23 protein-coding genes and 1 pseudogene are annotated in these 24,246 nt (G+C 61.2%); 14 read left to right on the top strand and 10 right to left on the bottom strand.

Annotated features, from left to right (window positions below; genetic code table 11):
• Position 1: 1 nt before the first annotated feature.
• On the bottom strand, positions 2–736 hold the full coding sequence (locus ACVWVY_RS29725; protein WP_456629707.1) for a hypothetical protein: 735 nt from the start codon (positions 734–736) through the stop codon (positions 2–4).
• A 256-nt stretch (positions 737–992) separates the two neighbouring features.
• On the opposite strand from ACVWVY_RS29725, the gene epmA reads away from it, so the two are divergent.
• The 6 genes and pseudogenes from epmA to ACVWVY_RS29695 all read left to right on the top strand — a co-directional run bounded on the left by epmA (position 993) and on the right by ACVWVY_RS29695 (position 4,787).
• The gene (epmA, locus tag ACVWVY_RS29720) at positions 993–2,045 is read left to right on the top strand and encodes an EF-P lysine aminoacylase EpmA (protein ID WP_456632338.1); all 1,053 of its coding nucleotides are present in this window, start codon (positions 993–995) and stop codon (positions 2,043–2,045) included.
• Entirely contained in the window at positions 2,042–3,136 is a 1,095-nt protein-coding gene (locus ACVWVY_RS29715; RefSeq protein ID WP_456629706.1) for a lysine-2,3-aminomutase-like protein, read from the top strand. Before epmA ends, ACVWVY_RS29715 begins: the two co-directional genes overlap by 4 nt.
• 6 nt (positions 3,137–3,142) lie before the next feature.
• Positions 3,143–3,349 (top strand): hypothetical protein, encoded by a 207-nt coding sequence (locus tag ACVWVY_RS29710; protein ID WP_456629705.1) that lies wholly within the window; start codon positions 3,143–3,145, stop codon positions 3,347–3,349.
• Between the two features lie 27 nt (positions 3,350–3,376).
• Positions 3,377–3,634 (top strand): hypothetical protein, encoded by a 258-nt coding sequence (locus ACVWVY_RS29705; protein WP_456629704.1) that lies wholly within the window; start codon positions 3,377–3,379, stop codon positions 3,632–3,634.
• A gap of 243 nt (positions 3,635–3,877) precedes the next feature.
• Positions 3,878–4,051 (top strand): annotated as a pseudogene (locus ACVWVY_RS29700) (TonB-dependent receptor plug domain-containing protein); the annotation flags it as partial.
• Between the two features lie 262 nt (positions 4,052–4,313).
• The gene (locus tag ACVWVY_RS29695) at positions 4,314–4,787 is read left to right on the top strand and encodes a VOC family protein (protein WP_456629703.1); all 474 of its coding nucleotides are present in this window, start codon (positions 4,314–4,316) and stop codon (positions 4,785–4,787) included.
• Positions 4,788–4,897: 110 nt separating this feature from the next.
• Here ACVWVY_RS29695 and ACVWVY_RS29690 read toward each other — a convergent pair whose 3' ends face one another.
• Positions 4,898–5,434, bottom strand: coding sequence for a hypothetical protein (locus ACVWVY_RS29690; RefSeq protein ID WP_456629702.1), 537 nt, complete (start codon positions 5,432–5,434; stop codon positions 4,898–4,900).
• Between the two features lie 161 nt (positions 5,435–5,595).
• Here ACVWVY_RS29690 and ACVWVY_RS29685 point away from each other — a divergent pair, with 161 nt between their 5' ends.
• Positions 5,596–6,111: a GrpB family protein gene (locus tag ACVWVY_RS29685; protein WP_456629701.1), complete on the top strand. Its 516-nt coding sequence runs from the start codon at positions 5,596–5,598 to the stop codon at positions 6,109–6,111.
• Positions 6,112–6,264: 153 nt separating this feature from the next.
• Here ACVWVY_RS29685 and ACVWVY_RS29680 read toward each other — a convergent pair whose 3' ends face one another.
• The 5 genes from ACVWVY_RS29680 to ACVWVY_RS29660 form a co-directional block, all read right to left on the bottom strand.
• On the bottom strand, positions 6,265–7,353 hold the full coding sequence (locus ACVWVY_RS29680; RefSeq protein ID WP_456629700.1) for a 3-deoxy-7-phosphoheptulonate synthase: 1,089 nt from the start codon (positions 7,351–7,353) through the stop codon (positions 6,265–6,267).
• A 231-nt stretch (positions 7,354–7,584) separates the two neighbouring features.
• The gene (locus tag ACVWVY_RS29675) at positions 7,585–8,181 is read right to left on the bottom strand and encodes an HdeD family acid-resistance protein (protein ID WP_456629699.1); all 597 of its coding nucleotides are present in this window, start codon (positions 8,179–8,181) and stop codon (positions 7,585–7,587) included.
• A gap of 117 nt (positions 8,182–8,298) precedes the next feature.
• Positions 8,299–9,336 (bottom strand): PrsW family glutamic-type intramembrane protease, encoded by a 1,038-nt coding sequence (locus tag ACVWVY_RS29670; RefSeq protein ID WP_456629698.1) that lies wholly within the window; start codon positions 9,334–9,336, stop codon positions 8,299–8,301.
• 105 nt (positions 9,337–9,441) lie between these two features.
• Positions 9,442–10,671 carry an MFS transporter gene (locus ACVWVY_RS29665; protein ID WP_456629697.1) on the bottom strand — a complete coding sequence of 410 codons (1,230 nt, stop codon included), beginning with the start codon at positions 10,669–10,671 and terminating at the stop codon, positions 9,442–9,444.
• Positions 10,672–10,689: 18 nt separating this feature from the next.
• On the bottom strand, positions 10,690–11,922 hold the full coding sequence (locus ACVWVY_RS29660) for a hydantoinase/carbamoylase family amidase (protein ID WP_456629696.1): 1,233 nt from the start codon (positions 11,920–11,922) through the stop codon (positions 10,690–10,692).
• A 740-nt stretch (positions 11,923–12,662) separates the two neighbouring features.
• Here ACVWVY_RS29660 and ACVWVY_RS29655 point away from each other — a divergent pair.
• From ACVWVY_RS29655 to ACVWVY_RS29640, 4 genes are all read left to right on the top strand, one after another.
• Entirely contained in the window at positions 12,663–13,775 is a 1,113-nt protein-coding gene (locus tag ACVWVY_RS29655; protein WP_456629695.1) for an efflux RND transporter periplasmic adaptor subunit, read from the top strand.
• Between the two features lie 2 nt (positions 13,776–13,777).
• Positions 13,778–16,930 (top strand): efflux RND transporter permease subunit, encoded by a 3,153-nt coding sequence (locus tag ACVWVY_RS29650; protein ID WP_456629694.1) that lies wholly within the window; start codon positions 13,778–13,780, stop codon positions 16,928–16,930.
• Between the two features lie 450 nt (positions 16,931–17,380).
• Positions 17,381–18,466: an acyltransferase family protein gene (locus ACVWVY_RS29645; protein ID WP_456629693.1), complete on the top strand. Its 1,086-nt coding sequence runs from the start codon at positions 17,381–17,383 to the stop codon at positions 18,464–18,466.
• Positions 18,467–19,081: 615 nt separating this feature from the next.
• Positions 19,082–19,246, top strand: a complete 165-nt coding sequence (locus tag ACVWVY_RS29640) for a hypothetical protein (RefSeq protein ID WP_456629692.1) — start codon at positions 19,082–19,084, stop codon at positions 19,244–19,246.
• Between the two features lie 63 nt (positions 19,247–19,309).
• Here the strand turns inward: ACVWVY_RS29640 and ACVWVY_RS29635 are convergent, their stop codons facing one another.
• Positions 19,310–20,515 (bottom strand): hypothetical protein, encoded by a 1,206-nt coding sequence (locus tag ACVWVY_RS29635; protein ID WP_456629691.1) that lies wholly within the window; start codon positions 20,513–20,515, stop codon positions 19,310–19,312.
• A gap of 286 nt (positions 20,516–20,801) precedes the next feature.
• Positions 20,802–21,038 (bottom strand): hypothetical protein, encoded by a 237-nt coding sequence (locus ACVWVY_RS29630; protein WP_456629690.1) that lies wholly within the window; start codon positions 21,036–21,038, stop codon positions 20,802–20,804.
• Positions 21,039–21,556: 518 nt separating this feature from the next.
• Between ACVWVY_RS29630 and ACVWVY_RS29625 the strand changes: the two genes are divergently transcribed.
• Positions 21,557–22,021: a YybH family protein gene (locus ACVWVY_RS29625; RefSeq protein ID WP_456629689.1), complete on the top strand. Its 465-nt coding sequence runs from the start codon at positions 21,557–21,559 to the stop codon at positions 22,019–22,021.
• 102 nt (positions 22,022–22,123) lie between these two features.
• Here ACVWVY_RS29625 and ACVWVY_RS29620 read toward each other — a convergent pair whose 3' ends face one another.
• Entirely contained in the window at positions 22,124–22,276 is a 153-nt protein-coding gene (locus tag ACVWVY_RS29620) for a hypothetical protein (RefSeq protein ID WP_456629688.1), read from the bottom strand.
• A gap of 235 nt (positions 22,277–22,511) precedes the next feature.
• Between ACVWVY_RS29620 and ACVWVY_RS29615 the strand changes: the two genes are divergently transcribed.
• Positions 22,512–22,772 carry a hypothetical protein gene (locus tag ACVWVY_RS29615; protein ID WP_456629687.1) on the top strand — a complete coding sequence of 87 codons (261 nt, stop codon included), beginning with the start codon at positions 22,512–22,514 and terminating at the stop codon, positions 22,770–22,772.
• A gap of 310 nt (positions 22,773–23,082) precedes the next feature.
• A complete protein-coding gene (locus ACVWVY_RS29610) occupies positions 23,083–24,246 on the top strand; it encodes a tyrosine-type recombinase/integrase (RefSeq protein WP_456629686.1) in 1,164 nt (387 codons plus the stop codon).

Raw genomic sequence — 24,246 nt, 5'->3', positions numbered from 1 at the left:
CTTATTGGCGGCGCCGGTCGGGGAACTCGACCGCCTTGGCGTTGTGGTCGGCGAAATCGATGGGAATCGAGAATTGCCCGGTTTTCGTATCGAAGACACAGCGCCAGCCGTCGATCCAGGGCAACGGCTTCTCCTCACCCTGTGAATCGAACGAAAGGGTGAGCACGATATAGCGGCTGTCAGGCCAATGCTTTCCCATCCCGGCGTAATTATTGTCCATCCCCTGGACCAGATGTACCTGCAAGTGATTGAGCGAATCGCGATCGCTGGATTTCCGATGCATCTTCCTGGACAGCGGCTGGCTGAAGAAATATTCCCAGGCCATGTCGCCCAGGGGTTTTGGCGTTGCCGGTGAAAATTGGTCGCCAGTTCGCCGGTACAGAAACAGCGTGTGATAGCCTGCGCCGAGCTTCTGCATCCGCACCAGCCATTGGCTGTTGCGGCTAAATCGAAACCCGGCGGGGTACCCGGCAAGATCGGGGTCTTCGTTGCGGTTCAGCAGAGCGCCGTTCTGATGCTTCCCGTCGAAGGTCCAGAACTGGTACACGCGATCGTATTCGTCCTTCTTCTTCGAAAATTGTTCGACACTGACCTGGCCATCGGGCGAGGTGAACGTGTGGTCGGCATCCGGCAGCCGTTCCAATTCGCTGCCGGGACCGTCCGCGCTGGCCGGCGCCGCCGTGACCAGCGCCACTAACAAAAGGATTGCAGTTCTTCCCAACCAGCCGCCAGACATGCTCGTATCCTGTTGCAAACTCTGGCCGTTGGACTGCTGAGCCGGCCACAAGGTTCAGCGTTGGGGCGTCGGTATTGAGCGGAATGGACAAGGTGAGCGAGTTTCGCCATGACAAGATGGATTAAGCGCGGGACGTTGCCGCCTGCCGGCGGCATCACAGAGAAAGTCCAACAATTTCAATGGTATTTATAGATCCCTTGACTGCCTTTTTAGCCTCGGCGGAGAGCGCTCCGTGGCTGGGCAAGGACCGTTGCTGATGGCCGCGACCGACCAGCCGTCGCCATGGTGGTCGCCCGCGCGGCACGCCGATCGAAAGCCGTTCCTGATGGCGCGAGGCGCGATCACCAGCGCAGTGCGGGCCTGGTTCGACGAACAGGGATTTGCCGAGGTGGAGACTGCCATCCTCCAGATATCGCCGGGCAACGAGACGCATCTGCATGCGCCGCGAACCGAGCTGACCAGCGGCGATGGCTCACGCGCGACGCGTTATTTGCGAACCTCGCCGGAGTTCGCCGCCAAGAAGCTGCTCGCCGCCGGTGAAGCCAAAATATTCGAGTTCGCACGCGTGTTCCGCGACCGCGAGCGCGGCGATCTGCATCTGCCCGAATTCACGATGCTGGAATGGTACCGCGCGGACGCAAGCTATGACGCGGTCATGGCCGATACCATCGTCGTGATCGCACATGCGGCGCAGGCGACCGGCATCGGCACGTTCTCGTTCCGGGGCCGAACGGCCGATCCCTTCGCCGAGCCGGAACTGTTGACGGTGGCGGCGGCGTTTGAGCGCTTTGCCGGGATCGATCTGTTGGCCACGATTCCGAATGGCGAGGGCGACCGTGCGGTGCTCGCCGCGGCGGCAAAAGGGCGGGTACGGGTCACGGATGACGACACCTGGTCGGACATTTTCAGCAAGGTACTGGTCGAGCATGTCGAACCGAACCTGGGGCAGGGGCGTTTGACCGTCCTGTTCGAATATCCGTCGCCGGAAGCAGCCCTGGCGCGGACGAAGGCGGCCGATCCGCGGGTCGCCGAACGGTTTGAGGTCTATGCCTGCGGCGTCGAGCTTGCCAACGGATTCGGCGAATTGACCGACGCGGCCGAGCAGCGCCGCCGTTTCGCCGCAGCCATGGACGAGAAGGCGCGGCGTTATGGCGAGCGCTATCCGCTCGACGAGGATTTTCTCGCAGCCGTTGGCGCGATGCCGCCGTCGAGCGGTGTCGCGCTCGGTTTCGATCGGCTGGTGATGCTGGCAGCCGGCGCGCTGCGGGTCGATCAGGTGGTGTGGACGCCACCGGCAGGAGAGCCATGAACAGGATCGATCCGAAACTGGCGGCCACGCTGCGGCAGCCCGCCGAGCTCGTCGAGCGCGGGTTGGCGAAGCCGACCGATCTCGCCGACCTCGAACGGGTCGCCGCGCGCTATGCCATCGCCGTGACGCCTGATATCGCCGGCCTGATCGACGCTGAAAACCCCGACGATCCGATCGCGCGGCAGTTCATTCCGAGCGCGCTCGAACTGGTGAGCGCATCGGGCGAAAACGCCGATCCGATCGGCGATGACGCGCATTCGCCCGTTCCCGGCATCGTCCACCGCTATCCCGATCGCGTGCTGTTCAAGCTGGTGCATGTCTGCGCAGTGTATTGCCGGTTCTGCTTTCGCCGCGAGATGGTCGGGCCGGGCAAGGCAACGGCGCTGTCGGAGGCGGCCTATCGCGACGCGCTGGACTATATTCGTGGCCACGCGGAAATCTGGGAAGTCATCCTGACCGGCGGCGATCCGCTGATGCTGTCGCCACGGCGGCTGGCCGAGATCATGGCGGACCTCGCAGCCATCGATCACGTCAGAATCGTCCGCATCCACACCCGCGTGCCCGTCGCGGCGCCGGCGCGCATCGATGGCGAGATGGTCAAGGCGTTGCGGGTTGACGGCGCGACGACCTGGATCGCCGTTCATGCGAATCATCCAAGCGAATTGTCGGGCGCGGCGCGCGCGACCTGCGCGCGGCTCGCGGATGCCGGCATCCCCCTGGTCAGCCAAACGGTGCTGCTCCGCGGCGTCAACGACGATGCGGCTGTTCTGGAAGCCTTGATGCGGGCCTTCGTCGAAAACCGGATCAAGCCCTACTACCTGCATCATGGCGATCTGGCGCCGGGGACGGCGCATCTGCGCACGACCATCGCGCAAGGCCAGGAACTGATGCGCCGCCTGCGGGGCCGCGTTTCCGGCCTGTGCCAGCCGGATTATGTGCTCGATATTCCCGGTGGCCATGGAAAGGCGCCGATTGGCCCGCATTATTTGTCGCAGGCAAATTCGCAGGGATGTGAACAATCCCCGGGCGAAACGGGGTATCGTGTCGTCGACTATTGCGGCGACGTTCACCTCTATCCGCCAAAGCCCTGACCTGCGATGGCGGAGGACGGCGAGAGCAAGCGGGAGCCGCCGGAAGATGAGGGCAATCGCGGCATCGAAAATGCCATGATGCTCGGCTTCTTCGTGGTGGTGGTGGCTGCCGGAATCTGGTTGCTTGCCACCATGGCCGATGTACGAAAGGCGCAGGACTGCGCCGGCCAGGGACGCCGCAACTGCGCAACGATCGACGTGCCGGCGCGGTAACAAGAGACAGGAAACGGGAGATCCAAGATGCGAACGACAATCCTCTCGATAGCACTGGTGGTCCTGATCGGCGGGGCGGATGCGTTCGCGCAGGGGTCATCGACCGCGCCGAAAAATTCGGGCGGAGGTGGAGGCGGAGGGGTGATACAGGCGCCGGTCGGCCATCGCCAGCCGCGCGCCGGCGATGTGCCCAGCGAGAAAAACCTGAGCGATCCGAACGATCCCCTGAGCAAGGAAAACGCTGCGCTCGACCGCAAGATCAAGAGCATCTGCCGCGGCTGCTAGGGCGCGCCCCCAAATCTGATATGGGAGATCGCAATGCCCGCTAAAATGTTGCGAATGATCGCGGTTGCCGCTGTCTGCTTCTGCGACGGCGCATTTGCCGTTGCTTCCGGGCAGCCGCGTCATGCGCCGGCGTCCGTTCAGGGATCGACTAGCTCTTCGCAGTCCATGGATACGCTCAAGACAACCCGGTATGCGAAACAAGGCGCCGTTCGGGCGCCGGCAGCCGGCCGCGATCCCTATGTCGACCCAGCTGCGCCATACAAAGCCAATCGCCTGTCCTCGCCACGGGCGACCGAATCGATCCTCAATGTTCCCGGGCAGACAACCGTCCTGACGCGGGAAGTGCTCGACGACATGAAGGCCACGAGCGTCAGGGACGCCTTGCGTTCAACCGCGGGCGTGACGGTTGGAAGATAAAGGGAGCGGCCTTGTGCGCCGGTCGCTTTCGTAGCCGCACAGCGATGTCCGCTTGCAGGGGAAATCCGACATCCAAAATCAATGACATCACGCCCGCTTTTGGCCGAAGCGGACGGCAACGCTGGGGCAAGTTAGTTGCCTTTGGCGACCGCCAGGCCGAGACGGGCCATTCTGGGGTGGAGACGCGCCTGGGCTACCCCGCTCCGAAGACAGCGGATGGAACATAAGGCCGGAATTTGGCTTCAAAGCGAAAGGACACGTAATGGCAAAGAGCACGATTTGCCTCTGGTACGACAAGGACGCCGAGGCTGCTGCCCGCTTCTATGCCGAGACCTTTCCCGACAGTTCGGTGGGTGCCGTCCACCGTGCACCTGGTAACTACCCGTCCGGCAAGGAGGGCGACGTGCTGACGGTCGAATTCACAGTTGCCGGCATCCCCTGTCTCGGCCTCAACGGCGGCCCAATGTTCAAACATTGCGAAGCCTTCTCGTTCCAGATCGCCACCGACGATCAGCACGAGACCGACCGCTACTGGAACGCCATCGTCGGCAATGGCGGCCAAGAGAGTGCGTGTGGCTGGTGCAAAGACAAGTGGGGCGTCTCCTGGCAAATCACGCCGCGCGTGCTGACAGAGGCGCTGGCGGCCGGCGGCGCTGAAGCAAAGCGCGCGTTTGATGCGATGATGGGCATGAAGAAGATCGACGTCGCCGCGATCAAGGCGGCACGGCGCGGCTGACGACCCATCAAGGATTTTGCGGATCCTCAGCGCCAGTCCTCGCGATCTTTCCTTTGTTCCAAGGGACGCCCGTTGGGGGAGGGCGGACGCCGGGTTTATGAGGACAGGCCCTAATAATCGAGATCCGACAAGAAAGTGGTGTTCACGATTTCGAACTCGGACTCTCGCCAGTTCTTAAATAGCGCCGCGCGCGCCGGATGATGTGTTGCCAAATCTGACGTGTTGCATTTCACGGCGTGATGATCGATGCCTGAAATCTCAAGCAACTCATCAAAGCTTGCCTGACGATCCTCGCGATTCTCAATTTCGGCGAAGTAGATGGTGTGGTCGTGCTTTCCCATCGCCCAACAAAATTGAACGCGATCCTGGTCAGCGGCGGCATATGCCAAATGAGGGGCAAGCAGAGCTGCTGTCAGCAGCAATCGAATGATCGGGGCAACCCTGTTCATGGTTCTTGGCGTCATTGCGCGATTCCAAACGTTGTTTGAGGCGTCCGGGCCCGAGGCCGCCACGGCGTGGTGACGGGCCTGACCTTGGCAGCAACCTATATTTCGGCGCGCGATTTCTTCATGTGAGGTACGCCACAGGCCGGTCGATTCTTGCCAAGAATACGACGGTGCTTGTTGTGGGTAATCATCCATTTGCATGAGGTGGAAGCCGGGTTTCTGTCGCGCACTGATGGAATCGAGATGAAAGTTGCAGCGAAAGCCGATGTCAGCCGCTACCGATGGATTTCGTTCGCCATTTCGCGCACATTCGCCAGCGATGATGGCGAGGTTTCAACGGGCTGGGTTATGGAGCCAACGACATGGATGAAGTCGAGATCGTCGATTACGATCCCCGATGGCCGCTCTTGTTCAACGAAGAGGCCGGGCGGTTACGGGCGGTCCTTGATTCATCGCTGATTGTGGGACTCGAGCATTTCGGAAGCACTGCGATTTCCGGCCTGTCTGCCAAGCCCATCATAGATATCCTGATCGCGGTCCGGTCATTGGCTGCCGCGCAGGCCACCTTCGTTGAAGCGCTCCGAAATCTTGATTACGTATATTGGGCCGACAATCCGAAGAAGGATCGAATGTTCTTCGTCAAGGGGATGCCGCCCTTCGGCTCAAAGCGCTCCCATCATGTGCATGTCACGGAGCCAGATGGAGAGATGTGGCGGCGGTTGGCGTTCAGAGACTATTTGCGCGCCCATCCAGAGGAAGCTGAGACTTACGAGCGGCTCAAAAGACGACTCGCCGCCGAACATCGGACAGATCGCGAGGCCTATACCGACGCAAAATCTGCCTACGTGGAAAGTGTGTTGCGGAAGGCGAGCAAGTAGGGATGTCGGTTGTTGGGCACTCAGCGGACATGGTTCGCCGAGGGCGCTTCGGGGAGGGTCATTCACATTCCAGATCGTGCCGTGCCGCCGCCTCCATGAAAACGGCAGCAGGGCGCGCAGATTGCGTGCCCTGCTTCATGGTCATTCGCCCAACTAGGCCGAACGCTCTTCCGGCAAATTGCGCGATTGCGCATTCCTTCGCGTCGCCACCGCATCGGCCAGCACGTCCAGCGCGGACACCGTCGTCTCCCAGTCGATGCAGCCGTCGGTGATGCTCTGCCCGTAGGTCAACTGCTTGCCCGGCACCACGTCCTGGCGGCCGGCGACCAGATTGCTCTCGATCATGACGCCAGTGATACGCTGCTCGCCGTTCGAGATCTGCTGGGCGATGTCGGCCACGACCAGCGGCTGGTTCTCCGGCTTCTTGTTGCTGTTGGCGTGGCTGGTGTCGATCATGATCCGCGGGGCCACGCCGGCGCGGACAAGTTCGAGGCAGGCGGCATCGACGCTTTCCCGGTCGTAGTTCGGCTGGTGGCCGCCGCGCAGGATGATGTGGCAGTCCTCGTTGCCGGTGGTTGCCGCGATCGCCGAGCGGCCGCCCTTGGTCACCGCCATGAAATGGTGCGGGTGCGAAGCCGACTTCACGGCATCCGCGGCGATGCGGACGTTGCCGTCGGTGCCGTTCTTGAAGCCGACCGGGCAGGAAAGCCCCGACGCCAGCTCGCGATGGATCTGGCTCTCGGTGGTGCGCGCGCCGATCGCCGCCCATGCCATCAGGTCGGCGATGTATTGCGGCGTCGTCATGTCGAGGAATTCCGTTCCCGCCGGCAGGCCGAGATTGTTCACTGCCGACAGCACGTTGCGCGCCAGCCGCAGGCCCCTGTTGATATCGAAAGAGCCGTCGAGGTTGGGGTCGTTGATCAGCCCCTTCCATCCGACCGTTGTGCGCGGCTTCTCGAAATAGACGCGCATCACGATCTCGAGGCGGTCGGCAAGCTGTTCGCGCAAGGCGGCGAGACGCTCGGCGTACTCGACGGCTGCCACGGGATCGTGGACCGAGCAGGGGCCGACGACGACCAGCAGGCGGTCGTCGGTGCCGTTGAGGATGGCGTGGATGGCGTTGCGCGCCGCCATCACCACCCGCGTCGCAGTCAAGGTGCGCGGGATCTCGCCCATCACCTCCTGCGGCGTACTCAGCTCTTTCAGTTCGCTAATTCGAAGGTCGTCGGTGGTGCTCAACACGGCTATGGCTCCTGTTCGTTGGGAACCTGCCGGCCAATAAAAAAGCCGCCAGGTTTGGCGGCTGTTCGGACATCTTGGCTTCAATTCGTCAGATTGAGCACGATCCTCCCACCGCCAGCGAGCTGTCGTAGCTAAAATACCAATAGCTGTTGGCGGCGATCATGATCATGGCAGGCTCTATAGCCCAGCCATTCGGCCTTGTCACCCTCATAATCGGCGGCGGGTGAGACGTCAGGATTTGCGCGCGGCGAGCGCCATGCCGACCAGCGACGCGCCGCCGAGCACGAGGTTGATCCCGACCAGGAGGCCGATCGCCCATTGCGCCGAATCCGGCAGGCCAGCGACGATGATGAAGGCGATCGCCAGGTCCATCACGCCTGAGATCAACAGCCAGGACCAGCGTTCTGACAATTCGCGGCGGTGCTCCAGCGCGTACATGATGGTGACGACGCCTTCGGCGAGAAAATACGCGCCGACCACGATGGTGAGCGTGAGGACGCCCTGCTCGGGCTTTGCGAGCAGGATGCCGCCGGCGAGAACGGCCAGCGCCGCCGAAAACAGCGACCACCAGAAGCCCGGCGTCTGCCGCGCCCAGTAGGTGACGAACAGCCCGGCAATGCCGCTGATCAGAAACATCCAGCCGAGGAAGATGGTGACCGCAAGGCTCGCCAGCGGCGGCACGATCATCGCAGCGAGGCCGAGCAAAGCGAGCACGATGCCCTCGAACAGGAAGGCCTTCCAGTGCGCCTTCACCCTGGCGTTCATTTCGGACTGCAATTTGCGGATGTCTGGCGGGATATCCTGGGGGCTATCTTGGGGAAGGGTCATTGGAAGCTCCCGATGCCTGCCGCGCCGATGGAGTGTCCAATATAGCCCGTGCGCCGCCTGCGGGTAAAATTTGTTCGCACGCCTTTTTGAGCGAAATTAACGACGGAAGGATGACATTCAGCCTGGCTCGGGCGCGGACGAAAATCCCTCCGAGGACGTCCTGATGCGGTTGCGGCCGAACACGTAGACCGCCGACGTCGCCAGCAATAGCGCCAAGCCGATCAGAATGGAGCTCAGGCCGAGCGGAATCAGAAGCAGCGACGCGTTGCGCTCGGGATTGACGAACCAGTGATGGAGCGACGTCAACACGAAAGCAGCCCCGGCGAAGCCGGCCCCGCTGCCCACGAGCAGCAGGGCCCACATTCGCCGCAACTGGCTCAGCCGCTCACGCGCGATCTCGGTGCGCGGCGCATGGTGGCGGCCGACCCGCCGAACCAGCCGCACGGCAAATCCGATCGAACTGAACCCGATCAGCAGGCTCGCCGCCCCGAGCAGCATGCGCGTGGTGGGGCCGAGATCGGGATGTTTCTGCAATGTCAGCAGCGGAAAATCGAATGCGGCATGCAAGGCGACCGGCGCGAACAGCGCCAGACACCAACTTGAAATCCGCGCCCAGTCGCGATGATGGCGGTGTGCGCCCAGCGCCGTTCCGGCGCGCGCGATCGCGATATAGGCGCCTGCGATAATGCCGAGCGCACCGTGAAACGGTACCGTCAGCACGCTGCGCAAGGCGGCCAGCGAACGCCACATGTCGGAGTGCTGTACGAGATAAGCGAGGTTTTCGTAAGCCGCGAAGCCGAGACCTGCCGCCGCGCCGTAGACCACGGTATCCATCGGGTCCGCAAACGTACGCCGCCGCACCGACACGGCGATGATCACGAGGACCTTCACGATCTCTTCGGGCGCGGCGACGCCGAAGACCGAACGCAGGCCCTGCGTCATCCAGGGGTTTCCCGGCACCGCGAGGATCGCGGCAAACGGGGCGCGCGCAATTCCCAACAGAGAAATGCTGGCGGCGCCAAGTAAGAAAGCGAGCCATACCCGCGTGGGCGGGCCGGGACGCTCGTCGGCGGCAATGACGAGCCAGAGCACCAGCAACGCCGGCGCAATGGCGGCAACGCCGATCGATGTGGGGAGGGCCTGCAGCAACAACATGTCGGGAACTTTACCTCGTCAGGTGCTCAAATGACCCTAAATTCAGTTGTTTGCAAGAAACCCGAACGCGACTCGTTGTCGCCAAGAACGATTCGAAGCCCGAGCCTACTGGATCCACTGGCTCGCAGCGGCCTTGCCGCCGATCTTGCCATGGACCATCAACAACCCCGCCAGCGCGACCAGTGCAAAGCCGGCGCCGGCCAGGAATGTTCCCTGCGGCCCCGCGATGTCCCAGAGCGCCCCGGCAATGACGCTGGCTGCGAGCATCGCCAGTCCGCCGAGCAGGTTGAAGAATCCATAGGCCGTGCCGCGAAGCTCGGCCGGCGCGGTATCGGCCACGAGCGCGGCCAGTAACCCCTGCGTCAGCCCCATATGCAGGCCCCAGAGCACGACGCCCAGCGTAACGCCGCCAATGGACGGCAGCAGGGCCAGCGCGATATCAGCGGCAACCAGCACCAGAATGCCGCCCGCCAGCACGGCCGTGCGGCTGATTCGGTCCGAGATGACGCCGGCGGGATAGGCCGCGACGGCATAGACGACATTCATGGCCACCAGCACGGCGGGCACGAGCGTGATCGGCAGCCCGACATTCTGGGCGCGCAGAACCAGGAATGCCTCGCTGAAGCGCGCCAGCGTGAATACGCTCGCCACCGCCACCACCCACCAATAGGCCGGTCCGAGATTCCTGATCTCAGCCAGGCTTATGGGATTGCGCACGGCGCGCAGCGCCTGCGGCCGGTCCGGCTCACGCACGGCGAAGACGATCAGCGCCAGCGCCAGGAAGGCGGGGATCACGGTAAACCAGAACACAGCCTTGAAGTTGTCCGCCGTCCACCACATCAGGACGATGGCGAGTAGGGGGCCCGTGAAGGAGCCGACCGTGTCCAGCGATTGGCGCAGCCCAAAGCCCGCGCCGCGCAGATGAGCCGGCGTGAAGTCTGCCACCAGCGCGTCGCGGGGGGCGCCGCGAATGCCCTTGCCGATCCGATCGACGAAACGCGCAGCGACCAGCCACGCGATGGTTGGCGCAAGCGGAAACACCGGCCTGGTGAGGGCCGCGAGACCATAGCCTGCGGCTGCGAGCCATTTGCGCTTGCCGAGCCAGTCCGAGAGCGCGCCGGAGAAGATTTTAACGATGGAGGCGGTCGCCTCGGCAATGCCTTCGATCACGCCGACCGTCACCATCGATGCGCCAAGCACCGTGACCAGGTAGATTGGCAGCAGGGCGTGGATCATCTCCGACGAGATGTCCATCAGCATCGAGACAAACCCCAGGGTCCATACGCCTGCCGGAATATCCCTGATCGAATAGGCCGGCTTGGTTTCAGCAGCCATGTCGCCTCACGCGCCCTCTCATCGTGCCAACAGCAACCGGCACGCTTCGACAAACACCTCGGCCCCTGTGACGATGTCGGCGTCAGCGGTGTTCTCGGTCCAGTGGTGCGAGATGCCGCCGATCGAGGGCACGAACAGCATGCCTGCCGGCATGACGGTCGAGAGAACCTGGGCGTCGTGACCGGCGCCGCTCGGCATGCGGAGTGACTTGCCGCCGGCACAGGCTGCGCTGGCTTGTTCGATGGCCTGCTGGAAGGAGACATCCATTAGCGCCGGTGTGCCGGTGCGAATGCGTTCCACCGCGACGCTGCAGCGGCCCTGTTTGTCGACCTCCGCGGCCATGCTGCGGAGCAGATCCTCCAGCCGCGCAATCACGCTCCCGTCGTCGTCGCGAATCTGGAACAGCATTTCCGCAGCTCCCGGGATGATGCTCGGCGCGCCGGGATCGAGGGTGATGCGGCCGGTGGTCCACACCGTGCGCGGACCGCAGGCCGCCGGGAAGCGCTCGTCGATATCGACGCAAAATCTGGCAAGCGCGAGGCCCGCGTCCCTGCGGATGGCCATCCGCGTGGTGCCGGCGTGGTTTTGTTCGCCCGTAAACGTGATGCGGTATTGCCAGATCCCGACGATGGACGTGACTACCCCAATTTTGAGGCCGCTGCTTTCGAGCGTCTCGCCCTGTTCGATGTGGGCTTCGAGATATCCGATATGCCGCCCGTGTTCGCACCGCGCGCGGGCGCGGCCGGCGAGGCCGGCATCGCGCAGCGCGTCTCGCATGGTCTTGCCGCTGTTGCGGTCGCGTGCTGCGTCGATATCGGCTTCGGTGACGCCGCCGACATAGGAGCGGCTGCCGAGGAAGTGTCCGAAGTGCCCTTCCTCGTCGCACCACGATGCAACTTCAACCGTGCCGTTTGTATTCGGATCGCGATTGATGATTCGGGCGGCTTCGAGTGCATAGACCACGCCGAGCGGCCCATCGAGCCAGCCCGCGTGGTTCTGGCTTTCGAGATGCGACCCCGCCAATATCTTCGGCCCGCCTTTCGCGCTGATGCCGAGGATGTTGCCGATGCCGTCGATCTCGCCGGTGAGGCAGGCCTCGGGAAGGCGCTGCACCAGCCACGCCAGCGAGTGCAGATGCGGTTCCGAGAATGTCGGTTTGTGAACGCCGGTCTTGTAGGTGCCGATGGCACGCAGCGCATGGAGGTCGGCGAGGACGCGGGCGCCATCGGCGCGTGAGAGATTATCAGCCATGGATTCACATACCGGTCCGTAGTTCTCCGGGGTAGAACAAAGTTCCTGATGTGTCCGGAATAGAACAGAGTTCCGGGAACGCCGCCAACCGTGTTGATCTATCCTGCTGACAGCAGCGCCAATGCGATGACAACAAGACGAGCGCCGCCACCGCGCCAGCGGTTATCTTCGCTTTCTCCTTTAACGTGTAGCCGCGCATTTTTTTCCGCAAAAAGTGTGATGGGCGTTCAGGCCCTTGCGGAAGGATATTCGATCAATCAGTCGCAAAAGGAAATAGTTCGCGTCTCGCGAGCAGGGAACGGCCCCAGTACCATGGGAACACCGCGGCGGTTTCGGTCGGTCGTCGGCCGCGGCCGCGCGCAAATCGAAAGGCCTTGCTTTAGACGGGATGAAAAGCCGCGTTGCCGGCGTTAGGAGAGTTCGCCTCGCCGCATGCCGACGACCATGGCGCGACCTTCGGCCAGGCGGTTCTTCATCGTGGCGACGACCTCATTGGCAAGCAACTCTCAGTCTACGCTACGATCACTGTTCCCCAAAGGGCCAGGAACACATTGCCCACCGTCGGCACTGCACTCTTTGCGACTTCCTGGATCGAAGCGAGCGCCGGTGTTGCCGTTCCTGCGCCGGCGACGACACAAGCGTGAGGAAATGATCGCGTCTCGTTCGCAGCGTTGATTCAAATCAACGTTCTGTAAAAGCCGAACTAAAGACTCGATCCGATCGACAGCCGGGAGGTTCCCATGGCGGCTCGCGCGAAGATCTGGTTCTTCTGTCTGCTTCTCCTTTCATCCACCGCGCTGGCGCAACAGCCATCCGCAATTCAAGTGGGTGTCGTGCCGGCGGAAAAGATCGCACTGGCCGACACAAATCGCTTCGTGGGCAGGATTGAAGCCATTGAGCGCGTCGACGTACGCGCGCGCGTCACCGGCTTTCTCGAAAAGGTCGATTTCAAGGACGGCGACCGAGTGAAGGAGGGCGCACCTCTCTATAAAATCGAGAGGGGACCGTTCGAGGCCGCCGTTCAGCAAGCTAAGGCGACGGTCGAGAAGACAAGGGCTCTGCTGGAAAATGCCAACTTCCAGAAGCAGCGCGCCGACGAGTTGATAAAGACCAACGCGATTTCCCAGGCCACGCGCGACGACCGCAATGCGGCGTCGCGTGAAGCCGAAGGCAACTTCGTGGCTGCGGAGGCCGATCTGAAGACGGCCGAGATCAACCTGGCCTATACCGACATTTCATCGCCGATCGACGGTCGGGTCGGCCGAACGGCTGTGACGCGCGGCAACGTCGTAAGTCCCAATTCGGGCGTGTTGACCACGATCGTCAGCACCGATCCGATGTACGTCGTCTTTCCGGTCAGCCAGCGCGAGTTTCTGCGGTTGAAAGAGGAAGGTCGCGGCGCCAGGAAGCAATCGGCAACAGACTTCACAGTGAGCGTTCAGTTCTCGAACGGCGTAGTATACGGCGAAAAGGGACAGATTGATTTCGTCGATGTCAAGGTCGACCGGGCGACCGATGCCGTGACGGTGCGCGCCAGGATCGCAAATCCGAATGGCGAATTGGTCGATGGCCAACTCGTTCAGGTCGCCGTCGAGAGCGGCAAACCGGAGGAGCGCGTCGTCGTTCCGCAGGCCGCTCTGATCGCGGATCAGCTTGGCACTTATGTGTTCGCGATCGAAGACGGCAAGGCCGTCGTCAAACGGCTGAAGCTCGGGCCGACCAAGGGTGGCTCGGTCGTGGTTCTCGAAGGATTGGCGGGCGGCGAGATGGTCGTCGTTCAGGGGACGCAAGGCCTGAGGCCTGGCGCCGTCGTGACGGCTTCGCCAGCCCAGACCCCCGTTCGCGGTCTTTAGTCATGTTGTCGTCCATCTTCGTCGAGCGTCCGCGTCTGGCTGTTGTCATTGCGGTCGTTACCGCCATCGCCGGGCTTGTGTCGCTGCTTGTGATTCCGATCGCGCAGCTTCCGAACATCGTTCCGCCGCAGGTCTCGGTGACCGCCGTCTATCCGGGCGCATCCTCGCTGGTCGTCGATTCCACGGTCGCCCAGGTGATCGAATCCCAGGTCGTCGGCGTCGACAAGATGATCTACATGAAGAGCATCTCAGGCAACGACGGCAGCTACTCATTGTTGGCCTCGTTCGAGCTCGGCACCGATCCCGACATCAACACGGTCAACGTCAACAACCGCGTCCAGATCGCACTCGCCAAGATGCCGGAGGAAGTCAAGCGGTCGGGCGTCACGGTGAAGAAGAAGTCGTCCGCGCTTCTCGCCGTTATCGCGGTGTATTCGCCGACGCAGGCTTACGACGAGCTGTTCCTGTCCAACTACGTTACCATCAATCTGCTTGACCAGATCCGGAGCACGTCGGGTGTCGGCGACGCCCAATTGTTCGGACCGCAGGACTATTCGATGCGGATCTGGCTCAAGACCGATCAATTGACCGGACTGGGGCTGACCACCGGCGACGTGATCTCGGCCATCCAAACGCAGAACGTGCAGGCGGCCGTCGGGCGGATCGGTGCGCGCCCGGTTTCCGACGACCAGCAGCTCCAGCTCAACATCCAGACCAAGGGAAGGCTCTCCTCGACCGAGGAGTTCGAGAAGATCATCATCCGGAGCAATCCCGACGGATCGGTCCTGCGTCTCGGCGATATCGCCCGCCTGCAACTCGGCGCCGCCAATCTGGACCGGTCGACGCGCCTGAACGGCGCCGCGGCCACGCTGATCGGAATCTACCAAGCCCCCGGCGCGAATGCGCTGAGGAGCGTCGACGCGCTCAACAAGCTGATGGCGGACAATGCCAAGTCGTTTCCGGAAGGCGTCGCCTGGAAGATCACCTACGATCCGACGGTCTTCGTCAGGGCCACGATCGAGAAGGTGAAGCATACCCTTCTCGAGGCCGCCCTCCTGGTGCTGCTGGTGGTCTTCATTTTCTTAGGCAACATCCGCGCCACCCTGATCCCGATGATCGCCGTTCCCGTCAGCCTGATCGGCACCTTCGTCGTGCTAAACGCCATTGGATATTCCGCCAACACGGTATCGCTTCTCGCCATGATTCTGGCGATCGGCATCGTGGTCGACGACGCCATCGTCGTGGTCGAAGCCGTCGAACAGACGATGGAGGCGCATCCCGAACTGTCGCCCGGAGAGGCGACCAAACTCGCGATGCAAGGCATCTTTGCGCCGATCATCGCGATCACCCTGGTGCTGCTCGCGGTGTTCGTGCCGGTCGCCTTCATCTCGGGCATTTCCGGCGAATTGTTCCGGCAGTTCGCGGTCACGGTGGCGGTTTCGATGTTCCTGTCCGCCATCAACGCGCTAACGCTTTCGCCGGCTCTCTGCGCGATCCTGCTGAAGCCACATCATGGGCCGAAGCGCGGCTTGATGGGAATGCTGAGCCGGGGAATCGACAAGGTCCGCGACGGCTACGGTTTGGCGGTTGCGCGGCTGGTCCGGCTTGCGATCATCGGGATGGTCGTCGTTGTGGCGGCGCTGGCCAGCATCGGGCTGCTTGCGAGGGCAACTCCGACCGGCTTCCTCCCGTCCGACGATCAGGGCGCATTCTTTGTCGTCGTTCAATTGCCCGACGGTGCCTCGATCGGGCGCACCTCCGACGTGGTGCAACAGGCCGAGGACATCCTCAAGAAGGAGCGTGCGATCGCCGACGTGAGCTCGATTATCGGATTGAACTTCGTCGACAACTACTCCCAGCCGAACTCCGGCTTCCTGGTCGTCACGCTCAAGAATTTCGAGGAGCGCGTCGAAGGCAGCCAGACATCCGACGCCATCATCGCGCGGCTCGCCGGCGCGCTGCGCGGCGTGAAGGGCGGCAGTGCCGTGCCATTGGCGCCGCCGCCGATCATCGGCCTCGGCACCGGCGGCGGTTTCAGCTACGTGCTGCAGGACCTGCGCGGCGGCGAACCCGCCGACATGGCCCAGGTGCTGCGCGGGCTGGTGGTCGCGGCGAACCAGGACCCACAGCTCTCGCGGGTGTTCACGACCTTCTCGGCGACCAACCCGTCCGTATTCCTGGACATCGACCGCGACAAGGCGCGTATCCTCGGCATCGAGATCAACTCGATATTTCAGGCGCTGCAGACCTCGCTTGGCGGGTTCTATGTCAACGACATCAATCTGTTCGGCCGCACCTGGCAAGTCCAGGTGCAGGCCGAGAGCGAGGACCGCTCTTCGGTCGAGGATATCTACCGCATCAATGTGCGCAGCAAGGACGGACAGATGGTGCCGCTGCGCAGCCTCGTTGAGGTCCGCATCGAACTCGGGCCGCAAGGACTGATCCGCTACAACAATACGCGCGCCGCGACCGTTCTGGGCGGGCCGGCGCCCGGCATCTCCTCGGGCCAGGCGCTCGCTGCAATGGACGCGGTGGCGGCAAAGACCTTGCCTTCAGGATATCGGGGATCGTGGACCGACATCTCGTTCCAGGAAAAGCGGGCGGAAGGGCAGACCCCGATCATCCTCGCGTTCGCGTTGCTGTTTGCGTACCTCTTCCTGGTCGGGCTGTACGAGAGCTGGACCATACCGGTGCCGGTCTTGCTGTCGGTCTCGGTCGGCGTGGCGGGTGCCTATCTTTCCATCGTACTCGCGGGCCTGACGCTGGATCTGTACGCACAGATCGGAATGATCGTTCTGATCGGCCTGGCGGCGAAGAACGGCATTCTGATCGTCGAGTTCGCCAAGGCGCGGCGCGAGCAGGGTCACCCGCTGCATGACGCCGCCGTCGAAGGCGCGCGGTTGCGGTTCCGACCGGTCATGATGACGTCTTTCGCCTTCATCCTGGGACTCGTTCCTCTCGTCATCGCGTCCGGCGCCTCCAAGCTCGCGTTTCGCAACGTAGCCACCCCCGTCTTCGGCGGCATGCTGGCGGCGTCGCTCATCGGCGTCTTCGTCATTCCTCCGCTGTACGTTTTGTTCCAGGGTTTTCGTGAACGGATCAAGGCGCGGTTTGGGAGCAAGCCAGGTTCTCACACAACGGCCGCAGACCATTGAGTCTTGTCGCAATTTGGGCTTCGGAGAGGGCGAGCCAGGATGTCTCAAAGCACTGATAGCCGAAGAGCAGTGCCGCGCTCGAACGCGATCTCCCTGATGGCGACGACGCCCTCATTCGCACGGGCTTCCGGCCACGTTAGTCTCAAGTTCGTGAGCGACGTGCTGACCTATCGCGGTCGCGATTATTCATTCCGTATGTTCGGCGCGGGCCTGGGGATCACGCCGGGGCGAGCGCCGGCCGGTTCTAAGGGTGGGCTTCTGGAATTCGTGACGTTCGCGACTTTGCCGGTATGTATAGTTCTGTCGGCGGAGGATGGCCACCGCTGGATCTTACCCCGTCCTGAATTAGACGCATAGGCCCGCCGGTTCACGCTGGCGGGCCTACAGCGCCCTCTGCTGGCTTTACGGGATAAGGTTGAGCGGTTAAGACCCTGGGGTGGGGTCGCAATCGTGCAACGTCTGAAATTCCTGGATGGTCTGAGAGGATGGGCGGCAGTTTCTGTGCTGCTTTATCACGTCTTCTGCGATGGGATCCCGTTCGACGCAGCACTTGGAAGCCAGCTTAAATTGTTCATGCCGTTTAATGGCGGAGTTGGCGTTTTTATCTTCTTTCTCGTATCCGGCTTTTCGCTTTCCATCGATTATCTGGCGCGCGGTGATCTGCGCTCGTGGCTGCGAACAACTTTCGGGCGCTACTTCCGGTTAGCCATTCCAATATTCTTTGCGTGCCTGGCCGTTCATATCGCGATGAAACTTGGAGCGATTGCGCCTCCATCCGAGCGACTGCCGAGATTCCAAGAATTTCTAACCTTTACCCCAACTTGGGAACATCTTGCTCGCTTCTCACTCTACGGCGTGTTTTTCGACTACCGCGATAGTTACATCGGGCCATTGTGGACAATGCGCTACGAACTGGCGGGCTCATTCATTGCGCTATTGTCGGCTCTGGCCTTCCGGCATACGAGATGGCGGTTCGGCTCCTTTTTGGTGATGGCGGTGATAATTCTCAAGGTGGCGCCAGACGACGACTACAAAATGCTCGCTCTTTTCCCGGTCGGATGCGCTTTGGCAGATTGCCATCTTCGTGGCTGGTTCAGCTTGATCCCGAATCCTCTCGGCGTCGCCCTATTCTGCTCCGGTTTTGCCATCCCCATTTTCGTGCCCTATAGCGTGGCCGCGTGGGGGTCTGCTGCAACGCTTCTCATTCTCGGCAGCATATCAATCCCAGCCACGCGCGCCTTTCTTGAAAGCAGATTGTCCAGTTGGCTAGGAGTTATCTGCTTTCCGCTCTACCTGATACACGGTCCCGTAATCTGGCTTTTGGGCGAGCCGCTCATGAGGAGTTTGGGGCACGGTATCGCAGCAAAGATAGTCATCGAATTTGCGGTTATCGCAGCTTCGCTCGTTGCGGCACGGTCGTTTTTATGGACAGAGCGTCTCGCTATAGCGACAGCCAGATATATCGGAGCTGCAGGCGCCAGTGTTCTCCTCGTCAGCCGCGCCGGTCAATCCAGCCGCGAATTTGAGCGGCAGTAACGGCCCGGCGCATGTCGCCCGGAAGTGTCGCGCGTCGGGCCGCGTACGGGCTCAGGTATCCGGCGAAAAGTAGGATCGCAGCGTCAGCCGAACTGCGATGTAGAGCGCGGCGCAACTAGCGATCACGATGCAGGCTGTATCCATTTGTCGCCCCTCGTTCGTGCGCGCTTATTGTCCATTTGTTGGACAGCGCAGCCGGTAAGGGAGTTAAGCCATTGAGACTGTTGGCGCTCCCTAGCGGACTGCCAGATTCGTTTTTCGTCAATGGCTTGCGGTGACTGACGGCGCTTAACCGCACTAATCGAAGCTTCGGGCGTTTCCAGCGAGTGACTAACGCGAGAGATCAGCCGCATCACAAATGACAAGCGCAGGCTGAAGCGATAAGATCAAATCGTGGGAGTGGCGATCACGGTTTACTTCACCCATCGGCACCGTGCATTTCAGTTAAGTACCCACAATCGGCAAAATGCTGATCGAACAAAAGATTTAAACCGAATTGAGATTCGCCAACGTCGACCGAACTGGAGGGAATTCTAGGTGTGCGCAGCATCACAGACTGTTGCGAAGACAATAGCCACGATCGTCTCGGAGACCACCATCACCGAGAGGTTGACCATGCCGAAGAAAACGATCGTAGAGCCAAAGTCGCAGATCGCTCCAAAGTCATTGGATGATACGGAACTCGACACCGTTTGTGGCGGTACCATGCTTCAAAACGCGTTCAGCAATGTCGTCAAGTCCATCGGCGAAGGGCTGTCGGGAATGGCGCGCAAGGGCTGAGGCAACTAAGGCGATGCGCCCCGGCAATCGATCCTTCCGTGCCGTCGTTTACAAGTTCATGCCCTAAGGAAAGAACACGATTGTCGCGTCGTCGGTGGTCTGCCCGATTTCTCTGAGGTCATGCTGAGGTGTTTGTGGAATTGCCGTCGAATTGCCGGGCAAGACGAGCATCGCATGCGTGGGTGAACCGGCAAGATCGCTAAGAAGGCCCTCGAGTTGGTATTTAAACTGATACCAGAGAGAGTGTTTCAGATGCACTGCCCAGCGCGGAGGGGGTGTCACAGACCATTCGTCGCCGCCACCCCAAGGATTTGGCATATGTATCGAAAGGCCCATAGTGTCCACGTACTCAGCCGTGACCCATCCCATCGTGGTCCCGTAATCGACGTCGTCGATTTGGAAATCCCATCGAACGCGCAATCGTGCTCTCTTACTAGAAGTCGGATGTTTGAGCCAATCGTCATAGCCGTCCCATGAGAATTGGGGGGCGCGCGTCAAGGTCGCCGTGCCCCAAGAAGCACCTGCCATCGCGCTTGCAAAGCACTGCTCTGCTGCTTGAGTGAACTGCGCAGATGCGCTGAAGCGACGGCCGGGCGTGTTGAACTCGCCGCCGAGCAGGCTGCGTGCCTGACCTCGCAACGACTGGTCGTCGAGTTCGATCGGCAAATCGGCGTTCGGAGTCCATACCCGGGCGAAGCGCACCATCCGGCCTTGCAGGTCGGGGCCGTCGAACAGGAACAGCTCGACGAATGGACGCCAATTGTTAAGCCACACTTTGGATACCCTACGATTGATCCAGAGGTTCTTCAAAATCCTCTCGGGCCAGACGAGTTCGTCTTGCCACGGATTGAGCCAGGCGGTCAGACTTAGTGGAGGATCGGCGGAAACAATGATGGCCGGATCCATTAACCCGGCGGGCGCGACGACACCTGGTTGGTAGTCGAGTGTCAGCTTGTAGGCGAAGTCTGGGCCGAGAACGAGGTCAACGGCGTCCCGACCTTCTCCCCACAGCGCGAACTGCTCGAGTACCGTGAGGAGTTCTTTACGCTGTTCCACGGTCTGGGCGGCTCGCGCCCGAGCGCCCAGAACCGCCAGAAACTCCGGGACCGAGGCAGACTTGCCAACAAGGGCTTGCACCCATTCCGGGGGATCCCGGATGAGATCCCGGGGCATCGAAGTTCTTTCTTGCGCAGGGGGAACGCGACGAAAATGTGCAACGCCATCACGGAATTCCGACTCTTCGTGTTCACCGACGCTTCCGGTCTGCATAGCTTGATCCTCCGCAAGCATTCCGGCCCCTCGTAGATGAGACTAGCACAGCACATCGGCCCAGAGTGTGAACTGACTGACGCTTGAAGTGGCATACTGCATATTGCATTTCACTAACGAGCAATCGCAGAGCATCTTGCCCTAAGGTTGCATCAGGTGAAGTATGGTCGCCGGTACAGAGCAGCGAGTGCGGCTATGGTTGAGTGGCTTAAGCTGGGCGCAATCTCCCTTCTGCTTTCGACGCTGTTGACCGGCGTGATGTTCGCCCTCTTTTGCTGCTCGCGCGCTAACCAGTCCCCATGCGGGTATGCGAGAACTTAGGCCGCACGTCCGCGCCCTTCTTGCCGCAGCGCGTACAGGTGAAGTTTGGCTCGATGTCGGAGAGCCGGACATCATCGGCCCAGCCGTCAGCGTTGGTTTCGACGTGATGGCTGCAGCGGTGATCGCGGCAATAGATCAGCACATCGCGGACGCCGGATGCGCGCATTTCGCCGAAGGTGATTTTCTGCGGGTGGGTTGTCACTGTCGCCTGCCCAAAACCCGGCCGCTGCTTGATTTTCTACACACTCAGACACGCCAAGGTGTCGCAAGCATAAGCAGCGTCTGCTGTCCGGGGGCATTTGCCCGCATTACTATCCTGCCGAGACTGGGCGGCATGTGCGAAGGGGCACGATTTCGGGCGTGTCCCCATCAAGAGAAGAAAGACGCCGCGCTCGGCTTGGTATTTGGCTTCGGCGCGGGTGCTTTCCCAACCTCGCAAAATAGTCTTGCCTGTACGGTCACATACCCGCCATTCCCACTTGCGCCGTCGAAATGTCAGCATCGCTTCGAACATAGAGGACCGCTACGTCTTACTTTCTGAATTGGGCCTGAGGGCAGTCGCCGTCTGTAACAAGCTACCAGTACAATGGGTACGTTTTGAACGCCGTATTTCTACGGGCTCCCAAAGGGGACTCTTGGTCGCGCGGTTGGCATAACGTAGCTCTCCCATCCAACTACGGACGGGTAGTTTGTTTTCGGCTTTTTAAGGGAGGATACAATATGCGACTATCTTACATATTGGGTTTCTTTCTGGCGCTCTCATTGCCTGCGGCGGCCGCTGACGCAGATCAAAACTTGAAGCAGGAGTTAACCAAAGTCGCTTCAGCATACACAGAAAGCTTCAATAAGAAGGATGCTGCCGGTATCGCTGCGCTTTACGGAAGTGGCGGCGTGCTCGTCAATACAGCAGGACTACAAACGGACATCACCAAGCTCTATGAAGGCACATTCAAGGCCGGATTTGATCAAAACGAGGCAACAGTCGATCAGGCGTGGCCGCTGGGAGCAGACACGGCTCTCGCTGTGGGCGAATACCGATTAACTGGGAAAAACCAGAGTGGTGCAGCTATTGAAAATGCTGGCCGCTGGACTTCAGTTTATGTTCGTGAGGGCGGAAATTGGAAAATCCGCATGCTCACCGCGTTCCCCAAGCCACCACCGCCGCCACAACAAGCAGCAAAGTAACTCTCAGCCAGATTAACGACCGGCGGTGAAAAGCGGCGGTGCCAACCAGCACCGCCGTTTGTGCGATCAGCCCTTCAGTGCAGAGCGCGACGAGTTACAGCTCTATCGATTCGTCGTGACCCTGCCGACGTTGCGCCCGCTGCCGTCATAGATCGTCGTCGTGTTGCCGCTGGTGGACTCCCGGCTGATGACCTTGCCTCGCGCATCGTAGTTCGTCGTCGTGCCGCTGCTGTCGGCCGCTGACCGGCCGATCAAATTGCCTCGTGCGTCGAAAAATTGCCTCGTGCGTCGAAGTAGGTGCGCTGCTGCTGTGCCGACGCTCCGGCGGTCATCGTCACGAGCACGAGCAGCGCAAGCAGGATGATCATGGGGTTTGTCATCCAAAAAGCGTAGCACAGTCCCGCGCCATGACGAATGTCGAGGCGGATTGATGGGGTGCGAAAAACCCCTTCTAATTGGGTTGCGAAAAACCCAATTCATGGGGAGAGCCATGCCAGACCCGCACGACGTCCAGTGCCTTAGCGATCAACTTCACATCTGGGCCGAAGCACGGCTGCGCGAGGGCGCGTGTGCGTCCTGCATCGTGGTGGCGATGACCAGTGAAGCTTTTCATCTGGCGTATTCGGTCGGTGCCCTCGACGTCGCCAAGACGGTCGCCGAGCGCTACGCCCACGGCCACCCAGGACCGATCGCCAGCTTAGCGGGGTGGGTGGCGCTCCCTAGCGGAATCGAACCGCTCTCTCCACCGTGAAAGGGTGGTAATTGGGTTCGTCGCCGTCCATTGATGTCCAATCATTGTTTAATGACACCAGGTACTTAGTGCGGTATAGTCCGCCGTCGTCCAGTCGGAGGTGTTGCCGTTTGCTGGACATTTGCTGGACATTAACGGCGTTCGCAACGGTGGCAAGGTCGATATGGCTCGTTCGGTCAGAGACGCATCGCTGGACACAAGGACGGCGCGCAGCCGTCTAAGAGCGCGAGGGAAGCCGTACTGGCGGCAATTGGAGCCTGGCCTGCACATCGGCTACCGCAAGCCCCTCAGCGGCCCGGGGAAGTGGGTTGTGCGCCACCACCTCGGCGGCAAGAGCGACTATGCGACCGAGACATTCGGTACCGCAGACGATTTCTCGGACCCCGACGGCATCGCCGTCCTCAGTTTCTGGCAGGCCCAATCAAAGGCGCGAGAACAAATGGTCCGCCGTGCCCATGCCGGTGCAACAACCGATGTTCAGCGGACTGTCGCCTCCTCAATCGAGGCTTACGTTGAGTTCCTGCAGAGCAATCGGAAGTCGGGAAGGGAGGCACGGTACGCCGCTGATGCTTTCATTTTGCCGGTGCTGGGCAAGATCAAGCTCGATGAGCTTACGGCAATCCAGGTGCGGAAGTGGCACGCCAATCTAGCGAAGGCGCAAGCGCGCGTACGGACGGCCAAAGGCTCTGAGCAAAAATTCCGGGACAACGAGGAAGATCCCGACCGCGAGCGTCGGCGCAAGTCGACGGCAAATCGAATTCTCACAATCCTGAAGGGAGCGCTAAATCGGTCATGGCGCGACGGTCACGTCGCCAATGATCGCGCTTGGCGGCGCGTTGAACCCTTCAAGAACGCCGATTCGGCGCGCGTTCGCTATCTTTCGCTCGATGAAACCACGCGCTTCCTCAATGTGGCCGGCGAGGACTTTCGAAAGCTCGTACGCGGCGCGCTTGAGAGCGGTGCGCGCTATGGGGAGCTGTGCGATTTTCTGGTTGCGGATTTCAATCCCGATGCCGGTACCCTCACAGTGCCAGACCCAAAGGGAGGCAAACCGCGGCACATCGTGCTGAGTGATGACGGGATAGAGTTCTTCGACCAACTCACGGCCGGCCGAGGAGGTTCTGAGCCCATGTTCCTGAAGGGTGACGGTGCAAGATGGCTCTCTGATCATCAGGCTGAACCGATGCGCGAAGCGAACAACCGGGCAAAGATTTCCCCACCGATTAACTTCCACGGACTGCGCCATACCTGGGCCAGTCACGCCGTCATGAACGGCATGCCGCTGATCGTTGTAGCGAAGAATCTCGGTCACTCGACCACACGTATGGTCGAAAAGCACTACGGCCACTTGGCGCCGTCGTATGTCGCACAGGCGGTGCGTGCGCATGCGCCACGCTTTGGCGCGGAAAACACCCAGAGCAACGTAAGAAAGCTGCGAAGAAAGCCTGCTCCTTCATCTACAAATGCAGAATAG

The sequence above is a fragment of the Bradyrhizobium sp. URHC0002 genome (genome assembly GCF_054059515.1).
Note: the sequence above shows the minus strand (reverse complement) of the source record. Positions and strands in the feature narration are given on the sequence as shown.

Bases quoted from the DNA above. Each gene is read 5' to 3' on its own strand.
- ACVWVY_RS29725 (WP_456629707.1), bottom strand. From the start codon at position 736: ATGTCTGGCGGCTGGTTGGGAAGAACTGCAATCCTTTTGTTAGTGGCG.
- epmA (WP_456632338.1), top strand. From the start codon at position 993: ATGGCCGCGACCGACCAGCCGTCGCCATGGTGGTCGCCCGCGCGGCAC.
- ACVWVY_RS29715 (WP_456629706.1), top strand. From the start codon at position 2,042: ATGAACAGGATCGATCCGAAACTGGCGGCCACGCTGCGGCAGCCCGCC.
- ACVWVY_RS29710 (WP_456629705.1), top strand. From the start codon at position 3,143: ATGGCGGAGGACGGCGAGAGCAAGCGGGAGCCGCCGGAAGATGAGGGC.
- ACVWVY_RS29705 (WP_456629704.1), top strand. From the start codon at position 3,377: ATGCGAACGACAATCCTCTCGATAGCACTGGTGGTCCTGATCGGCGGG.
- ACVWVY_RS29695 (WP_456629703.1), top strand. From the start codon at position 4,314: ATGGCAAAGAGCACGATTTGCCTCTGGTACGACAAGGACGCCGAGGCT.
- ACVWVY_RS29690 (WP_456629702.1), bottom strand. From the start codon at position 5,434: ATGCAAATGGATGATTACCCACAACAAGCACCGTCGTATTCTTGGCAA.
- ACVWVY_RS29685 (WP_456629701.1), top strand. From the start codon at position 5,596: ATGGATGAAGTCGAGATCGTCGATTACGATCCCCGATGGCCGCTCTTG.
- ACVWVY_RS29675 (WP_456629699.1), bottom strand. From the start codon at position 8,181: ATGACCCTTCCCCAAGATAGCCCCCAGGATATCCCGCCAGACATCCGC.
- ACVWVY_RS29670 (WP_456629698.1), bottom strand. From the start codon at position 9,336: ATGTTGTTGCTGCAGGCCCTCCCCACATCGATCGGCGTTGCCGCCATT.
- ACVWVY_RS29665 (WP_456629697.1), bottom strand. From the start codon at position 10,671: ATGGCTGCTGAAACCAAGCCGGCCTATTCGATCAGGGATATTCCGGCA.
- ACVWVY_RS29660 (WP_456629696.1), bottom strand. From the start codon at position 11,922: ATGGCTGATAATCTCTCACGCGCCGATGGCGCCCGCGTCCTCGCCGAC.
- ACVWVY_RS29655 (WP_456629695.1), top strand. From the start codon at position 12,663: ATGGCGGCTCGCGCGAAGATCTGGTTCTTCTGTCTGCTTCTCCTTTCA.
- ACVWVY_RS29650 (WP_456629694.1), top strand. From the start codon at position 13,778: ATGTTGTCGTCCATCTTCGTCGAGCGTCCGCGTCTGGCTGTTGTCATT.
- ACVWVY_RS29640 (WP_456629692.1), top strand. From the start codon at position 19,082: ATGCCGAAGAAAACGATCGTAGAGCCAAAGTCGCAGATCGCTCCAAAG.
- ACVWVY_RS29635 (WP_456629691.1), bottom strand. From the start codon at position 20,515: ATGCAGACCGGAAGCGTCGGTGAACACGAAGAGTCGGAATTCCGTGAT.
- ACVWVY_RS29625 (WP_456629689.1), top strand. From the start codon at position 21,557: ATGCGACTATCTTACATATTGGGTTTCTTTCTGGCGCTCTCATTGCCT.
- ACVWVY_RS29615 (WP_456629687.1), top strand. From the start codon at position 22,512: ATGCCAGACCCGCACGACGTCCAGTGCCTTAGCGATCAACTTCACATC.